The sequence below is a fragment of the Ponticoccus sp. (in: a-proteobacteria) genome (assembly GCF_048381735.1).
The window spans coordinates 75,888-91,123 of the sequence record NZ_JBLXGL010000007.1 but is presented as its reverse complement, the minus strand read 5'-3'; the positions used below and the strand labels follow the sequence as shown (position 1 = coordinate 91,123).

The window sequence follows — 15,236 nt, the reverse complement described above, 5'->3', positions numbered from 1 at the left end:
GTGCCTAGTCCGCCCCGGGAGCCTCCGCCGACAAGCCGCTCATCGCAGATTTCAGCGACTCCGCCGAGAAGGGCTTTTGCACGATGGCGCAGGGCGGATAGGCCTCCTGCAGGTCGCTGGTCATGCCGTAGCCCGTCGCCAGCACGAAGGGGATGCCGCGCTCTGCAAGGTGCTCGGCCACGGGGAGGCTCTGTTCGTCCTGCAGGTTCACGTCCAGCAGCGCGATGGTCGGGCTGTGCGCCTCCAGCCAGGACAGGGCGTCGGCGACGGAGCTGCAGATCTTGACCTCGGCGGCGCCCATGTCCTCGAGGATCGCGGCGGCGTCCATCGCGATGATCAGCGCATCTTCCAGCACCAGAACCGGGCCGCTCAGGCGGAAATCGCCGGTCCGGGCGGTGACGATGGTCTGCGTGCGGGGCGCTTCCTCGGTCTGCTCGGGCACGATCTGGGCGATGCAGTTCGGCGGTAGCCGGAAATGCGCCTCGACGCCGGTCACCTTGTAGGAAATCTCGGCGTCGCCGCGCAGTTCGTGCGGGATCGAGGTTTCGATGATCGTGGTGCCAAAGCCGCGCCGGGTCGGCGGCTGCACCGGCGGGCCGCCGCGTTCGACCCAGTCGATCAGCATGCCGCCGCTGCGGTCGACCTGAAGGGTCACGGTGATCGACCCGGACTGGTCGCAGAGCGCGCCGTATTTGACGGAATTCGTGGCCATCTCGTGCAGGACAAGCGCCAGCGTCGTATAGGCGTTGGGCTGGATCATCGCATCCGGGCCGGTCACGCGGACGCGCCGGGACCCGGCCTCGGCATAGGCTTCGAACTCGCAGGCGATCAGCGCCTTCAGCGAGGTCGGCTCCCAGCGTTCGGCGGTCAGCTGGTCGTGCGCGCGGGCCAGCGCGTGGATGCGCCCGTCGAGGTTCCTGGTGAACTCTTCCAGCGTCGCCGCCGAACTGCGCGATTGCGAGACGAGGCCGCGCATCAGGTTCAGGATGTTGCGCACCCGGTGGTTCAGTTCCGAGATCAGCAGGCTTTGCTGTTCCTGCGCGCGCTTGCGCTGCAGGTTCGCCGCGTCGGTGACCTTCAGGAAGATTTCCAGCAGCGTCGTGCGCAACAGGTCGGCGGCATGGGTCTCTGCCGGGGTCCAGGGCGTCGACTTGCCGCGCACGGTTTCCTGCCAGGCCGCAAAGCTCTTGCGCGGGGTCAGGCGCACGCCGTTCGGGCCGACCTGCGCGGGCTTGGCCGGATCGCCGGCCCATGTCTTCGCGGTATCGACCTGCTTTCTGACCAGCACGAGGTAATCGCGCGGGCGGCGGGAAATCGGAATCGCCAGCAGCCCGGCGGTGCGCTCTTCGTAGTCGCGGGCGGGCTCGTGGATCTTGCCAAGGCAGTCGGTCGCAAAGACCTCTGACCCGATGGAGCGGTCGAGCATCCGCGTGATGGCAAGAAAATCCTCTTCGGTGGGCGTGATGCCGGTGGCGTGGAAGGACTCGTCGTGCATCAGTACCAGACCGTCGTGCGGGATGACGCTGGCGATTTCCTTGGACACCGACAGAAGCGAGGCGGTGATCGAGTCGCCGCTGGCCATATGGCCCATCAGCAGCGTCTGAAGCCGCGCGGTGTCGCGCTCTATCTCCTTCAGCTGCCGGTCGGCGTGGCGGCTGAGCTCGTAAGAGAACATATGCGCGAACATCTCGATCGAGGTCCGGCGTTCGTAGTCGATGTAGCACGGGCTGTTGTGGTGGCAGGCAAACAGGCCCCAGAGTTCCCCGTCCTTCATGATCGAGACCGACATCGAGGCCTGGACACCCATGTTCCTGAGGTACTCGATATGGATCGGAGAGACCGCGCGCGTGACCGCCAGCGACAGGTCCAGCGGCGCGCCGTCGATGCGGACACCGGGCAGCAGCCGCGCGCCGGGGTCGTCGACATCGGCGATCAGCCGCAAGAGCGAGCGCTTGTACAGCGCGCGGGCCTGCGCCGGGATGTCCGAGGCCGGAAAATGCAGCCCGTCGTAGCGGCTTTGCCCGTCAAGCCGGGTCTCCGCGATCACAAGGCCGGACTGGTCGGGCTGAAACTGGTAGACCATGACGCTGTCGAAGCCGCACAGCGATTGCAGCCCCTTGGCGGCGTCCCGGGCCAGCGTGCGCAGGTCGCGGTCGCGGCGCAGCGCCGAGATCTGCGGGTAGACCTCGGCCATCAGGTCGGAATTCCGGGTCTCGCGCTTGGGCTCGAACTCGATCAGCAGATGTGCGCCGCTTTCGTGGACGGATACGTCGAAGTTGCGGCCCGAGGCGCGCAGCACCACCCCGAACAGCCGCAGCGCGCCGTCGTGGGTTTCCAGCGCGCGCAGGTTGCGGCGGATCCGTTCGAAGCCGTCCGACACGATGATCTCGTGCAGCGGGCGGCCCAGCACGGCCTCGTGTTCTATCCCAAGGATCTCGGACAGGTTTTCAGAGGCATGTTGCACGATCCAGTCGGCGGAAACGGCGATCAGCGCGCCGTAGCTTTGTACCCGGCCCAGCTGGTGGATCGGCTCGCGGTCGCAATTCGTCAGGTCGGCGGGGCCGACCGGCGTGGGGGTGGCGTCGTTCATGGCTGACCCTCGGTGCTGCCCTGGCCCTCAGAGGCCGCGTAAGCCGCAGCGGCGAAGATATCGAAGCCCCTCCGCACGTCAATTTCTATCCGCGCCGCAGGGGCGCTGTTCAGCGTGACACCGTCCAGAGCGGCGCAAACCCGCTGCCATTCTGCCGTGGCGGGCGGTGCCCGGAAATACATCGGCAGGGTCACATCGGGCATCTCGTCAAGCAGGCGCCTGCGCAGGACCTCTGTCCCCAGCCGCGAACCCAGGACCAGGTAATCGACGGCCAGAGGGTCAAGCGGCGGCGGATCCTGCGGCGCATCGGTCCGGGGGCCGAGATCGCGGTCAAGCCGGTCCAGAAGGTCCAGCGTGATCTGGTGCGAGATCTGCGCGGGGGAGGGAGCGGCGGCCAGCATCGCAAAGGCCTGCCGCTGCGCGCAGAGGAAGCCCCGCAACCCCTGCCCGAGATCCGCGGTCAGCGGCGCGAAGGCGGCCTCTGCCGCCTCGTGCTGTGGCGCTGTGGCCCGGCGCAGGTGGTGGCGGAACCCGCTGCGCAGGGCTGCCCCGGCTGTATCGGGCGTGACGGGTACGTTGGTCGCAGGGGAGGGATGGGGGAGCGGTGGGCTAAACGGCTTCAATAGGGACCTGATCCAGGGGGCAAGGCCCCTCTTGCCCGAGGAGGGATGAGACGGCGCGGCTGTTCGGACGTCGCCGCGCGCCAGTGTTCGGTAGCAAAGGCTAGGCCGGAATGTGCGGCTGACAATGGAGGGTTGTCAAAGATTTCGCCGCGGAAACCGAAAACGGTTTCCCGGTCCCGCCGGTGCGCGACCGGATTATTCCGCCGCCTTGAGCATGCCCACCAGCCGGTGGAACTTTTCACCCTGCACGGCGACATGGGCGCGCATGACATCCGCCGCGCGGGCACCATCCTGTGCCGCCAGCGTCTTTACCACCTCTTCGTGCTCCGACATGGATTGCTGCAACCGGCCCCGGGCGCGCAGCTGCATCCGGCGGAAGGGTTGCAGGCGGCGTTGCAGCCGCTTGGCCTCCTGCTCCAGAAAGGCATTGCCTGACTGCGCGTAGATCAGCGCGTGAAACCGTTCGTTGGCGCTGTAGTAGGCGCCGTGGTCCTGCGCGGCGACGGCAAGGGCGCATTCCGCGTTGATCGCGTCCAGTTTTGCCAGCGCCTGATCGGATATCCGGGCGGTGGCGAGCCGGGCGCAGACCGCTTCCAGTTCCGCCATGACCTCGAACATTTCCAGCAGTTCGACCGGCCCGGGCTGGCGGACAAAGACGCCACGGCGCGGGATCTGCTCTGTCAGGCCCGTCAGCGCAAGCCGCTGCAAGGCCTCGCGGACCGGTGTGCGCGAGACCTCGAATCGCTCGGCCAGCTGGACCTCGTCCAGCCGCGCGCCGTCCGGGAAGGTGCCGTCGAAGATCAGCCCCTCTATGGTGTCGGCGATGATGTCGGATCTCTTGCGCTCCATGGGGATCAGGATGCACGAAACGCCTGTGAACGCAACAGCGGCATTCTTGTATACAAAAACATTGACAGCGTGTGCATGGGCTGCCACCGTTTGCGCAGTCCGGGGAATCCGGCACCAAGGGAGGAACATCATGAAACTGTCTTTGACCGCCTCTGTGGCGGCTCTTGCGCTATGTGCGGCGGCCACCCAGGCCGAGGAACTGCGCCTGTCGCACCAGTGGTCCACCAGCGACGTCCGCCACGAGGTCGCCCAGATGGTCGCCGACGAGGTGGCCGCCGCCGGTGTCGACCTCGAGATCAAGATTTTCCCGTCCGGCTCGCTGTTCAAGGCGCGCGAGCAATACACGCCGCTGTCGCGCGGACAGCTGGACATGACCGTGCTGCCGCTGTCCTACGCGGGCGGCCAGCGGCCCGCCTACAACCTGACCCTGATGCCCGGACTGGTGAAGAACCACGATCACGCCGCGCGCATGAACGAAAGCCCGTTCATGGAAGCGCTCGAAGGCATCATGGCCGAGGACGACGTCAAGGTGCTGGTGCACGGCTACCTCGCCGGCGGCTTTGCCGGGACCGAGGAATGCATCACGGCGCCCGACAACATGGAAGGCAAGCAGACCCGCGCCGCGGGCAAGGCCTTCGAACAGATGCTGGCGGGTGCCGGGGCCTCCATCGCCTCGATGGCCTCGTCGGAAATCTACAATGCCATGCAGACCGGCGTTCTGGACGCGGCCAATACCTCGTCTTCGTCCTTCGTCAGCTACCGCATCTACGAGCAGGTGGCCTGCTACACGCCTGCGGGCGATTACGCGCTGTGGTTCATGTACCAGCCCCTGCTGATGAACAAGACCACCTTCGACAACCTCAACGAAGAGCAGCAGGCGGCGCTGATGGCGGCCTCTGAAAAGGCGCAGGCCTATTACCTCGAAGAGGCCAAGAAGGAAGACGCGGCCTCGGCGCAGATTTTCAGCGATGCCGGTGTCGAGATCGCGCAAATGAGCGCCGAGGACTTCGACAAGTGGCGCGCGCTGGCGCAGGAAACGTCCTACAAGGCCTTCGTCGAGGAAACCCCCGACGGCCAGACGCTGCTGGACCTCGCCCTGTCGGTCGAGTGATCCATCCGGGGCGGCACGCTGGGGCCGCCCCACCCAATCCATGAATTCAGGAGGTGGCCATGTCAGGCCAGGTATCGGCCGCGGCGGCTCCGACCGGCGGCAATCCGTTTCTGCGCGCGGTGGCGGCGATCAGTACCGTCGCGGGCTGGGCCTCGGCGGCGATGGTCGTCGCGGCGGTGGGCATCACCTGCCAGATGATCTGGGTGCGCTTCGTGCTGAACGGCTCGACCGTCTGGCAGACCGAGATGGTCGTCTATCTCGTCATCGCCGCGACGCTGGTGGGGCTGCCCTACGTCCAGCGCCTGCGCGGCCACGTCAACGTCGACCTCGTGCCGCTGGCCCTGCCGCCGCGCGCGCGCAAGGGCATGGCGGTGCTGACCCTGTCGCTGTCCATCGCGGTGGTCGGGGTGATGCTGTTCTACGGCTTCGAGTTCTGGCACTTCGCGTGGGACCGGGGCTGGAAATCCGACACCGTCTGGGGGGTGCGCCTGTGGATTCCCTACATGGCGCTGCCCGTGGGCTTTGGCCTCTTCCTGCTGCAACTGGTGGCCGACCTCGTCGCGCTGCTGCTGAACGTCGACAAACCCTTTGGCCTGCACGACGACGTCACCCTGACCGAGCGCGCCGACCTTGACCCGGTGACAGAGGACGCGATGGACGATCCCGCCGACCGGGCGCGCGCCGCGCAGGACTTCTCCGATACGAAAGGACCCCGCTGATGGACCCGCTTGTTCTGGGACTGCTGGTCGCGCTGGCCACCATTCTCGTCCTGTTTTCCGGCGTGTCGGTGGCGGTTGGCCTGCTGATCGTGTCGGCTGGCTTCCTGATCGTCTTCGACGGCGTCCGGTCGCTGGAACTGATGCCAGAGATCTTCTTCGGCAAGCTCGACAGCTTTGCGCTGCTGTCGATCCCGATGTTCATCATCATGGGCGCTTCGATTGCCTCGACCCGCGCGGGCGCGGATCTGTACGAGGCGCTGGAACGCTGGCTGACCCGGGTGCCGGGCGGGCTGGTGATTTCCAACCTCGGCGCCTGCGCGCTGTTCGCGGCGATGTCGGGCTCCAGCCCGGCGACCTGTGCGGCCATCGGCAAGATGGGCATCCCCGAGATGCGCAAGCGCGGCTATCCCGACGGCGTCGCGGCGGGGTCCATCGCGGCGGGCGGCACGCTGGGCATCCTGATCCCGCCCTCTGTCACCATGATCGTCTATGGCATCGCGACCGAGACCTCGATCGGGCGGCTGTTCCTTGCGGGCGTGGTGCCGGGCTTCATGCTGATGATGCTCTTCATGGCGTGGTCGCTCTATTCCACCGCACGCTCGGGCGAGCGCGACAAGCTGACCGCGCGCAGCTATTCTTGGGGAGAGCGGTTCGAGATCCTGCCCCGCGTCGTGCCCTTCCTGGTGATCATCCTCGGCGTCCTTTACGCCATGTACGGCGGCATCGCGACGCCCTCTGAAACCGCCGCCGTGGGGGCGCTGCTCTGCCTGCTGATCGCCATGGTGATCTACCAGCTCTGGTCGCCCCGGTCGCTGTGGGTGGTCCTGCGCGACTCGACCCGGGAAAGCGTGATGATCCTCTTCATCATCGCCGCCGCCGGGGTCTTCAGCTACATGCTGTCGTCGCTCTTCATCACCCAGAGCATCGCCGCATGGATCGGAGAGCTTGAGGTCAACCGCTGGGTGCTGATGGCGGCAGTGAACGTCTTCCTGCTGATCGCCGGGTTCTTCCTGCCGCCGGTGGCGGTGATCCTGATGGCGGCGCCGATCCTGCTGCCGATCATCCAGACCGCCGGGTTCGACCCGATCTGGTTCGCGGTGATCCTGACCATCAACATGGAGATCGGCCTGATCTCTCCGCCGGTGGGCCTGAACCTCTACGTGATCAACGGCATCGCGCCGGACATCTCGTTGAAGACCATCCTCAAAGGCTCTTTGCCCTTCGTCGCCTGCATGGTCTTGGCCATTCTGCTTCTGTGCTTCTTCCCGGGGCTGGCGACATGGCTGCCCGACCTCGTGATGGGACCGGGCGTATGAGCATCCTCGCCGACCTTCTGAACACGGTCTTCGAGCGGCGCTATCGCTTCGGCCTTGCCCGGCAGGACGACCGGCCCTTCGAGGATCTGACCGCCGACCTGATCGGCGCCACCGGAGAGGTCACCGGCCAAGCCGTCGCGCGCCAGTTGCTGGACCGCTACGAAGGTTGGTCCGACGCGGACAGGCTGGCCTTCTTCCGCCACCTCGCGACGGCGATGGACGTGCAGCCAGAGGCGGTTCGGGCCGCCCTGGCCGCCTATGAAGAGGCACCCGGAAAGGCCAGTTACCGCGCCTTTGCCGCCGCCGCCGAGCCGCCCCGGCAGGAGCTGATCCGCCGCCTGAACATGGTGCCGGGGGCGACTCATCTGCTGGTTCGGATGCGCGCCGACCTGCTGCGGCTGGGGCGGGGCGAAGAGGCGCTGATGGCGCTGGACCTCGACTTTCGCCACCTCTTCGCCTCGTGGTTCAACCGGGGCTTTCTGGTGCTGCGCCCGATCAGTTGGGAAAGCCCTGCGGCGATCCTTGAAAAGATCATCGCCTACGAGGCGGTGCATGCCATCGACAGCTGGGACGACCTGCGCCGCCGCCTGCAACCGGCGGACCGGCGCTGTTTCGCCTTCTTCCACCCGGCCATGCCGGACGAGCCGCTGATCTTCGTCGAGGTGGCGCTGACGCAGGGGGTGGCGAGTTCGGTGCAGGCGCTTCTGGCCGAGGACCGCACGGTGCGCCCCGCCGATCAGGCGGATACGGCGAATTTCTACTCGATCTCGAACTGTCAGGCCGGGCTGGCGGGCATCTCTTTCGGCAATTCGCTGATCAAGCAGGTGGCCGCCGATCTCTCGCAGGCGCTGCCCGGTCTCAAGACCTTCGTCACGCTGTCGCCCATGCCGGGCTTCGCGCGCTGGCTGGCGGACCGGGAACTGAGCGCGGACGGCATGACCGAGACCCAGCTGCGCCAGCTTGGCGCCCATTACCTGACGCGGGCCAAGCGCCCGGACGGGCAACCGCTGGACCCGGTGGCGCGTTTCCACCTTGGCAACGGCGCGCTGGTCCATGCGCTGAACGCCGGCGCCGATATCTCGCCCAAGGGGCTGGGCCAGTCCCACGGACTGATGGTGAATTACCTTTACGATCTGGCGCGGGTGTCGCAGAACCACGAACGCTTTGCCGCTGCCCAGGAGGTGGCGATGTCGGGCGAGGTGCGCGGACTGACCTCTGCCGCCGAAAGCGCCCTGAAGGAGACAACGGAATGAACCCCCTTTACGACAGCCTCTTCGGCGCCCACGCGGGCCGCGATGCCCCCTTCCTGCATCTGCCCGAGGGCGGCACGCTGAGCTACGCGGGCTTTCTGGCCAAGGCCGCGCAGATCGCGCATGTGCTGGATGCGCAGGGGCTGGAACCCGGCGACCGCCTTGCCGCGCAGGTCGAGAAATCGCCCGAGGCGCTGGCGCTCTACGCCGCCTGCGCGCAGGCGGGCGTGGTCTTCCTGCCGCTCAACACCGCCTATACCCGCGACGAGCTGGCCTATTTCGTCGAGAACTCGGGCGCCAAGCTGCTGGTCGGCGATGCCGCGAAAGAGGGCGATCTTGCGCCCATGGCCGAAGGCTTCGGCGCGCGCTTCCTGACGCTGAACGGCGATGGTTCGGGCACGCTGTCCGAGGCCGCCGCAGGCCAGCCCGAGAGCTACCAGACCGTCGCGCGCGACGGCGAGGACCTTGCCGCCTTCCTTTACACTTCGGGCACCACGGGCCGCTCGAAGGGCGCGATGCTGACGCAGGAGAACCTGCTGTCCAATGCCCGCACGCTGGTCGAGTACTGGCACTTCGGCGAGACCGACGTGCTGCTGCACGCGCTGCCGATCTTCCACACGCATGGGCTGTTCGTGGCGACCAATGTGACGCTGCTGGCGGGTGGCTCGATGATCTTCCTGCCGAAGTTCGAACAGGACGCGATGATCGCCCGCCTGCCCGGGGCGACCTGCATGATGGGTGTGCCGACCTTCTACACCCGCCTCCTGGACGACGACCGCTTCGACAAGGCGCTGACCGGGCACATGCGGCTCTTCATCTCGGGCTCCGCCCCGCTTCTGGCGGAAACGCATGAACGCTTCGAGGCGCGCACCGGGCACCGCATCCTCGAACGCTACGGCATGACCGAGACCAATATGAACACCTCGAACCCCTACGACGGCGACCGCCGCGCCGGGACCGTGGGCGTGCCCCTGCCGGGGGTCGAGCTGAAAGTCACCGACCCCGAGACCGGCGCCGAACTACCGCGCGGCGAGGTCGGCCAGATCGAGGTGCGCGGCCCCAACGTCTTCAAGGGCTACTGGCAGATGCCGGAAAAGACCGCCGCCGAACTGCGCGCCGACGGCTTCTTCATCACCGGCGATCTGGGGACCCAGGGAGCGGACGGTTATGTCACCATCGTCGGCCGCAACAAGGACCTGATCATCTCGGGCGGCTACAACATCTACCCCAAGGAGATCGAACTGGTGCTGGACGAGCAGCCCGGCGTGCTGGAAAGCGCCGTGATCGGCGTGCCGCACCCGGATTTCGGGGAAACCGTCGTCGCCGTCATCGTCCCCGCCAGGGGGCAAGCACCCGACGAGGCCGCGCTGGCCGAGGCCTGCAAGGAAAGCCTTGCGCGCTTCAAGCACCCGCGCGCCTTCGTCATGGCCGAGGCCCTGCCGCGCAACACCATGGGCAAGGTGCAGAAGAACCTTCTGCGCGATACCCATGCGGGGATGTTCGCCGGTTGAGGTGAAATTTCCCGGCAGGGGGGTGCGCGGTCGCGCCGCAGACCCTACCTGCTGGGCATGACAGAGCAGATCCCCCGGACCATCGGCCCCGTACTCGTACTCGACGACCTCTCGGACGGGCGCATGGCACTGGCCGCGCTTTTCATCGTCCCGGGCGAGGCTGCGCCGGGACCGATCCGCGCGGAAGGCATGGACCATCGCCCCGCGGCGCTGGCCCGCTACGACAGCGCCACCGTCTGGCGCACGCGCTTCACGCTGCCCGTCGGTCGCGCGTCCTCCTACGACTGGAACGGTCAGAGCTTCGCGGTGGCCAGCGACCTGACCGGCGACCTGCGGCTGGGCTACGTGTCCTGCAACGGCGAGGAAATCGGCGACATGGACCGCGCCGAGTCAGAGCGCAACGTCATGTGGGCGCGCCTGCGGGCACAGCACGAAGCGGCGCCCCTTGGCCTGCTTCTGCACGGCGGCGACCAGATCTATGCCGACGAGGTGACGCAGGGCCACCCGCTGACCGAGGACTGGCCCGAGGATTTCGAACGCCACCCGACACCGGCGCAGGTGGCCGACCTGCGCCACCACCTGCGCGAACGCTTCCTGATGCGCTACGCCGCGCTCTACCGCGCGCCGCAGTTCGCCTGGCTGGCGGCGCGTGTGCCGTCCCTGATGCAATGGGACGACCACGACATCTGCGACGGCTGGGGCTCGCTGCGGCGTTCGCGCACCGAAAGCACCGTGGGCGAGACGCTGTTCTCCGAGGCCCGCGCGGCCTTCCTGATCTTCCAGCAGGCAACGGTGGACGGCGACCTGCCCGCGCGCTTCGCCGACCCGAAGGGCCAGCACCTCGACTGGACGGTGCGGGGGCAGGGGCTGCGGATCATCGCCCCCGACCTGCGGGGCGAACGCACCCGCCGCCGCGTCATGGGCCCCGGCGGCTGGGCCGCGATGGAGGCAGAGACAGCACGCCCCGACCCCGGCCACAGCTTCCTGATGTCCAGCGTGCCTCTGCTGGGGCCGCGCCTGTCGATCCTCGAAACGATCATGGTGCTGATCCCCTCGATGCAGAAATACGAGGACGACCTGCGCGACCAGTGGCAAAGCCGGGCCCACCGCGAGGAATGGCGGCGGATGCTGCGCATGGTCCGCGAGATGGCGCTGCGCGAGGGTCACGGGATCACCGCGCTCTCGGGTGAGATCCACCTCGCCACCCGCGCCGAGATGACGCTTGGCCCCGGCATCGCGCTGGATCAGCTGGTCGCCTCGGGCGTGGCGCACCGGGCGCCGCCGAAGGGCTGGGCGCGCTTCCTCGGGGCGCTGGCGCGGCTGGGCGAAAGCCCGCTGCGCGGCCACCCGATCCGGGTGAGGCCCCTGCCGGGACAGCGGGCGCTCTACACCGCCGAACGCAACTGGCTGCTGCTGGAGCGCAGCGGCGGCGCATGGTCGGCGCGCTGGGATCTCGAACACAGCGGGTTGACGCCGCCGCTGCCGCTCTGACATCGCGGCGGGGCGGCGCCCTCTGGCGCCTCGCCGCGATGTCAGCGGCCCGCCGCCACCTCTGCCCCGGGACGGTTCTGCGCCCGCCGCGCCCCGGGTCGCCATATCGTCTCATCAGGGCAACCCACGCTGCCACCTGGGCACAGCCGCTGCTTCTCTTTGGCAAAAATACCCAAGAGCGCCGCAGCCACGGGCACAGCGCCCGCGATTGCGCGGCCACCCTCTGCAGAATCATCCCCGATCCGGCGCCAGCCCGCTCAGCCCGCGCCGGGTGCCCCCGGCGCGGACCGCGCGCGTCAGGCCGCCTGGGCGGCGTATCCCGCGCCCTTCAGCGCCGCCTGAATGGCCCCGTCGTCGAGCCTGCTGTCCACGGTGACCGTGCGCTCTGTCAGGTCGCAGGCGACAGAGGCGCTGGGGTCGGCGGCTGTCACGGCCTTCTCGATCGCGGCGGTGCAATGGCCGCAACTCATTTCGGGAACGTTGAATTTCATGGTCGGGCTCCTGTTCTTGATCCTCTCCAGATGGGGCTTCCAGCAGATGGAAGGTCAAGCCCCGCAAAAAAATCGACACCATGCCCCTTGACCCTCCAGTGACTGGAAGCCCCATATCCCTGCCATCACGCAACCGGAGGCCCTCATGTCCGCATCACCCATCACCCTGAGTATCGAGGGCATGTCCTGCGCCTCCTGCGTCGGCCGCGTCGACCGCGGCCTTGCGGCGCTGACCGGCGTCTCTGACGTCTCGGTCAACCTGGCCGCGGAAACCGCGCGTTTCACGGTGGACGACCCGGCGCGGGTGACAGAGGCGGTCGGCGCGCTGAAGGCGCTGGGCTACCCGGCGCGGCAGAGCTCTGTCACGCTGGCGGTGGCGCAGATGACCTGCGCCTCCTGCGTCGGTCGGGTGGACCGGGCGCTGGCCGCCGTGCCGGGCGTGCTGGAGGTCTCGGTCAACCTCGCGGCAGAGATCGCGACGGTGACCTATGCCGAGGCCGCCGTCACCCCGGCAGAGATCGCCGCCGCCGCCACGCAGGCGGGCTACCCGGCCCGCGTGGCGCAGGCGCAGGAAGTGACCGATCAGGGGGAACGCAAGGCGGAAGAGGCCCGCGCCCTGACCCGCCAGACCCTGCTTGCCGCCGTCCTGACCCTGCCGGTCTTCGTGGTCGAGATGGGCGGGCACCTGTTTCCGGCGCTGCACCACTGGGTCCACGCCACCATCGGGCGCGAGACAAGCTGGCTGGCGCAGTTCCTGCTGACCACGCTGGTGCTGGCGGGGCCGGGGCGCATGTTCTACGCGCGCGGCATCCCGGCACTGCTGAAGGGGGCGCCGGACATGAACTCGCTGGTCGCGGTCGGCACGCTGGCGGCCTGGGGCTATTCCACCGTGGCGACCTTCCTGCCCGGCCTGCTGCCGGACGCCCTGCGCGCCGTCTACTTCGAGGCGGCGGCGGTGATCGTCGTGCTGATCCTCCTGGGCCGCACGCTCGAGGCCCGCGCCCGGGGCCGCACCGGCGCGGCGATCCGGTCGCTGGTGGGGCTTCAGGCCCGCACCGCCCGCGCCCTGCGCAATGGCCAGCCCGAGGATGTGGACACTGACAGCCTGCAACCCGGCGACCTGCTGCTTGTCCGCCCCGGAGAGCGCATCGCCGCCGATGGCGAGGTCGCCGAGGGCCACAGCGCCGTCGACGAAAGCATGCTGACCGGAGAGCCGATCCCCGCCGACAAGCAGGCCGGCGACCCGGTGACCGGCGGCACGGTGAACGGCACCGGCAGCCTTCAGGTCCGGGTGACGCGCACCGGCGCCGACACCACGCTGGCGCAGATCATCCGCATGGTGCAGGAGGCGCAGGGCGCCAAGCTGCCGATCCAGGGCCTTGTGGACCGCATCACGCTCTGGTTCGTGCCGGTGGTGATGGCGGTGGCGCTGCTGACCGTGCTGGTCTGGATGGTCTTCGGCCCCGATCCGGCGCTGACCATGGCCCTGGTCGCCGGGGTCTCGGTGCTGATCATCGCCTGCCCCTGTGCCATGGGCCTTGCCACGCCGACCTCGATCATGGTGGGCACGGGCCGTGCCGCCGAACTGGGCGTGCTGTTCCGCAAGGGCGACGCCCTGCAGGCGCTGGACGGGGTGCGCGTGGTGGCGCTGGACAAGACCGGCACCGTGACCGAAGGCCGCCCGGAGCTGACCGAGATCGAGACCACCGAGGGCTTTGGCCGGGTGCGTGTCCTGACCCTCGCCGCCGCGGTCGAGGCGCATTCCGAACACCCGGTTGCGCAGGCCATCCTGCGGGTGCAGCGCTCTGACGTGCCGCTGCCGGCCATGACCGACTTCGCCTCGGAAACCGGCTATGGCGTCCGGGGCCGCGTGGAGGGCGCAGAGGTCAAGGTCGGCGCCGCCCGCTACATGGCGCGCGAGGGCATCGACATCGGCGCCCTGACGGACCGGGCCGAGGCGCTGGAACAGCGGGGCCGCACGGTGCTCTATGTCGCCATCGACGGGCAGGCCGCCGCGCTGATCGGCGTGTCGGACCCGGTGAAGCCCGCCAGCCGCGCCGCCATCGCCGCGCTGAAGGCGCGCGGGCTGGACGTTGCGCTGATCACCGGCGACCGGCGCGCCACGGCGCTGGCCATCGCCGCCGAGACCGGCATCGACCACGTCGTCGCCGACGTCCTGCCCGACGGCAAGGTCGCCGCGCTGGAGGAACTGCGCAAGCGCGGACCCGTGGCCTTTGTCGGTGACGGCATCAACGACGCGCCCGCGCTGGCCAGCGCCGAGGTGGGCATCGCCATCGGCACGGGCACCGATGTCGCCATCTCCTCTGCCGACGTGGTGCTGATGTCGGGCGACCTGCGGGGCGTGGTGAACGCGGTCGAGGTCTCGGCCCGGACCATGCGCAATATCCGGCAGAACCTGTTCTGGGCCTTCGCCTACAATGCCGCGCTGATCCCGGTGGCGGCGGGGGTGCTGTATCCCGCCTTCGGCCTGATGCTGTCGCCGATGCTGGCGGCGGGGGCCATGGCGCTGTCCTCGGTCTTCGTGCTGACGAACGCCCTGCGCCTGCGCCGCATTGCCCCGGCGCTGGATGAACGGGCCGCCCCCGGCGGCACGGCGCCACAACCCGTGACGGCACCGGAGGTGACCTCATGAACATCGGAGACGTTGCCGAGAAGTCCGGCCTGCCGCCCAAGACCATCCGTTACTACGAGGACATCGGCCTGATCCGCCCGGCGCGCAGCGCCAACGGCTACCGCAGCTTCCGCGAAAGCGACCTGCACAAGCTGGCCTTTCTGGGGCGGGCGCGGGCGCTGGGTTTCACGATCGAGGACTGCCGCACGCTGCTGGCGCTATACGAGGACGACCAGCGCGAAAGCGCGCAGGTCAAGGCGCTGGCGCAAGAGCATCTTGTCCGCATCGAGGAGAAGATCGCCCGGTTGCAGTCGATGAAGAAGACGCTGACGCGGCTGGTCCATGCCTGCGCGGGCGACAACCGGCCCGACTGCCCAATCCTCGAGGATCTCTCGCCGTCGGACGACCGGGCCTGACGCACAGGATCCCGGATCCCGCCTGCCCGGGCCCGCCGTGACATCGGCAAGGCCGGGGCAGGCGGGCCGGGTCGAGATCCGGGGCCGGGGCGTTCTGGCGGGCTGTCGAAAAGCCATGGATCAAGGCGTTCCGATGCGAGGGGCGTCACGCGTCCGTCCCAGGCGTACAACCGATGAACAAGGCGCCTCGGGGCCGCCGCGCGACGCGGCAGGCGCGCCCGGCGGACCTTTTCCCGC

11 protein-coding genes and 1 pseudogene are annotated in these 15,236 nt (G+C 68.5%); 8 read left to right on the top strand and 4 right to left on the bottom strand.

Features of this window, described 5'->3' with window-relative positions; all coding sequences use genetic code 11:
• Positions 1-4: 4 nt before the first annotated feature.
• From ACN5KJ_RS13455 to ACN5KJ_RS13445, 3 genes are all read right to left on the bottom strand, one after another.
• Complete coding sequence (locus ACN5KJ_RS13455) at positions 5-2,590, bottom strand: HWE histidine kinase domain-containing protein (protein ID WP_418594568.1); 2,586 nt, start codon at positions 2,588-2,590, stop codon at positions 5-7.
• The gene (locus ACN5KJ_RS13450; RefSeq protein ID WP_418594566.1) at positions 2,587-3,213 is read right to left on the bottom strand and encodes a hypothetical protein; all 627 of its coding nucleotides are present in this window, start codon (positions 3,211-3,213) and stop codon (positions 2,587-2,589) included. The genes ACN5KJ_RS13455 and ACN5KJ_RS13450 overlap by 4 nt, the downstream gene beginning before the upstream one ends.
• 195 nt (positions 3,214-3,408) lie before the next feature.
• Positions 3,409-4,062 carry a GntR family transcriptional regulator gene (locus tag ACN5KJ_RS13445; protein WP_418594565.1) on the bottom strand — a complete coding sequence of 218 codons (654 nt, stop codon included), beginning with the start codon at positions 4,060-4,062 and terminating at the stop codon, positions 3,409-3,411.
• 130 nt (positions 4,063-4,192) lie between these two features.
• On the opposite strand from ACN5KJ_RS13445, the gene dctP reads away from it, so the two are divergent.
• The 6 genes and pseudogenes from dctP (at position 4,193) to ACN5KJ_RS13415 (ending at position 11,460) form a co-directional block, all read left to right on the top strand.
• Positions 4,193-5,173: a TRAP transporter substrate-binding protein DctP gene (gene dctP, locus ACN5KJ_RS13440; RefSeq protein WP_418594563.1), complete on the top strand. Its 981-nt coding sequence runs from the start codon at positions 4,193-4,195 to the stop codon at positions 5,171-5,173.
• A gap of 59 nt (positions 5,174-5,232) precedes the next feature.
• Positions 5,233-5,775, top strand: a pseudogene (locus ACN5KJ_RS13435) (TRAP transporter small permease); the annotation flags it as partial.
• Between the two features lie 116 nt (positions 5,776-5,891).
• Entirely contained in the window at positions 5,892-7,208 is a 1,317-nt protein-coding gene (locus tag ACN5KJ_RS13430; RefSeq protein ID WP_418594562.1) for a TRAP transporter large permease, read from the top strand.
• A complete protein-coding gene (locus ACN5KJ_RS13425) occupies positions 7,205-8,461 on the top strand; it encodes a malonyl-CoA decarboxylase (RefSeq protein ID WP_347166591.1) in 1,257 nt (418 codons plus the stop codon). The genes ACN5KJ_RS13430 and ACN5KJ_RS13425 overlap by 4 nt, the downstream gene beginning before the upstream one ends.
• Positions 8,458-9,969 (top strand): malonate--CoA ligase, encoded by a 1,512-nt coding sequence (locus ACN5KJ_RS13420; protein WP_418594560.1) that lies wholly within the window; start codon positions 8,458-8,460, stop codon positions 9,967-9,969. The genes ACN5KJ_RS13425 and ACN5KJ_RS13420 overlap by 4 nt, the downstream gene beginning before the upstream one ends.
• Positions 9,970-10,026: 57 nt before the next feature.
• A complete protein-coding gene (locus tag ACN5KJ_RS13415; RefSeq protein WP_418594559.1) occupies positions 10,027-11,460 on the top strand; it encodes an alkaline phosphatase D family protein in 1,434 nt (477 codons plus the stop codon).
• Positions 11,461-11,756: 296 nt separating this feature from the next.
• On the opposite strand, the gene ACN5KJ_RS13410 is transcribed toward ACN5KJ_RS13415, so the two are convergent.
• Positions 11,757-11,951 (bottom strand): heavy-metal-associated domain-containing protein, encoded by a 195-nt coding sequence (locus ACN5KJ_RS13410; RefSeq protein ID WP_418594557.1) that lies wholly within the window; start codon positions 11,949-11,951, stop codon positions 11,757-11,759.
• 145 nt (positions 11,952-12,096) lie between these two features.
• Here ACN5KJ_RS13410 and ACN5KJ_RS13405 point away from each other — a divergent pair, with 145 nt between their 5' ends.
• Together ACN5KJ_RS13405 and cueR are read left to right on the top strand one after the other, a co-directional pair.
• Entirely contained in the window at positions 12,097-14,604 is a 2,508-nt protein-coding gene (locus ACN5KJ_RS13405) for a heavy metal translocating P-type ATPase (RefSeq protein WP_418594555.1), read from the top strand.
• Positions 14,601-14,999: a Cu(I)-responsive transcriptional regulator gene (gene cueR / locus ACN5KJ_RS13400; RefSeq protein ID WP_347166594.1), complete on the top strand. Its 399-nt coding sequence runs from the start codon at positions 14,601-14,603 to the stop codon at positions 14,997-14,999. Before ACN5KJ_RS13405 ends, cueR begins: the two co-directional genes overlap by 4 nt.
• Positions 15,000-15,236: the final 237 nt, after the last annotated feature.

Bases quoted from the DNA above. Each gene is read 5' to 3' on its own strand.
- ACN5KJ_RS13455 (WP_418594568.1), bottom strand. From the start codon at position 2,590: ATGAACGACGCCACCCCCACGCCGGTCGGCCCCGCCGACCTGACGAAT.
- ACN5KJ_RS13445 (WP_418594565.1), bottom strand. From the start codon at position 4,062: ATGGAGCGCAAGAGATCCGACATCATCGCCGACACCATAGAGGGGCTG.
- dctP (WP_418594563.1), top strand. From the start codon at position 4,193: ATGAAACTGTCTTTGACCGCCTCTGTGGCGGCTCTTGCGCTATGTGCG.
- ACN5KJ_RS13430 (WP_418594562.1), top strand. From the start codon at position 5,892: ATGGACCCGCTTGTTCTGGGACTGCTGGTCGCGCTGGCCACCATTCTC.
- ACN5KJ_RS13425 (WP_347166591.1), top strand. From the start codon at position 7,205: ATGAGCATCCTCGCCGACCTTCTGAACACGGTCTTCGAGCGGCGCTAT.
- ACN5KJ_RS13420 (WP_418594560.1), top strand. From the start codon at position 8,458: ATGAACCCCCTTTACGACAGCCTCTTCGGCGCCCACGCGGGCCGCGAT.
- ACN5KJ_RS13415 (WP_418594559.1), top strand. From the start codon at position 10,027: ATGACAGAGCAGATCCCCCGGACCATCGGCCCCGTACTCGTACTCGAC.
- ACN5KJ_RS13410 (WP_418594557.1), bottom strand. From the start codon at position 11,951: ATGAAATTCAACGTTCCCGAAATGAGTTGCGGCCATTGCACCGCCGCG.
- ACN5KJ_RS13405 (WP_418594555.1), top strand. From the start codon at position 12,097: ATGTCCGCATCACCCATCACCCTGAGTATCGAGGGCATGTCCTGCGCC.
- cueR (WP_347166594.1), top strand. From the start codon at position 14,601: ATGAACATCGGAGACGTTGCCGAGAAGTCCGGCCTGCCGCCCAAGACC.